The sequence below is a fragment of the Paenibacillus sp. BJ-4 genome (assembly GCF_020404765.1).
Classification (GTDB): Bacteria; Bacillota; Bacilli; order Paenibacillales; family Paenibacillaceae; genus Paenibacillus.
The window spans coordinates 1-217 of the sequence record NZ_JAIVEM010000137.1; the positions used below are offsets into that span (position 1 = coordinate 1).

At 59.0% G+C, this 217-nt stretch carries 1 protein-coding gene; it reads left to right on the plus strand.

The genetic code is table 11. The annotated features are described in order from the left end of the window. A partial coding sequence (locus LCF57_RS28295; protein WP_226002062.1) for a beta-ketoacyl synthase N-terminal-like domain-containing protein occupies positions 1–217 on the plus strand: 217 nt, incomplete at both ends.

Sequence of the window (217 nt, forward strand, 5' to 3'; positions counted from 1 at the left end):
TCCGGAGGAACGCTGGTCCAAGGAAGGGTTCTTCCAGCCGGACCCCCAGGAGGCGGCAGCGCAGGGGAAAAGCTACAGCAAGTGGGGCGGCTTTATAGACGGATTCGCGGAGTTTGACCCGCTCTTCTTCAACATATCACCGCTAGAAGCCCATAACATGGACCCGCAGGAACGGCTGTTTGTCCAATCCTGCTGGGAGGTATTGGAGGATGCGGGC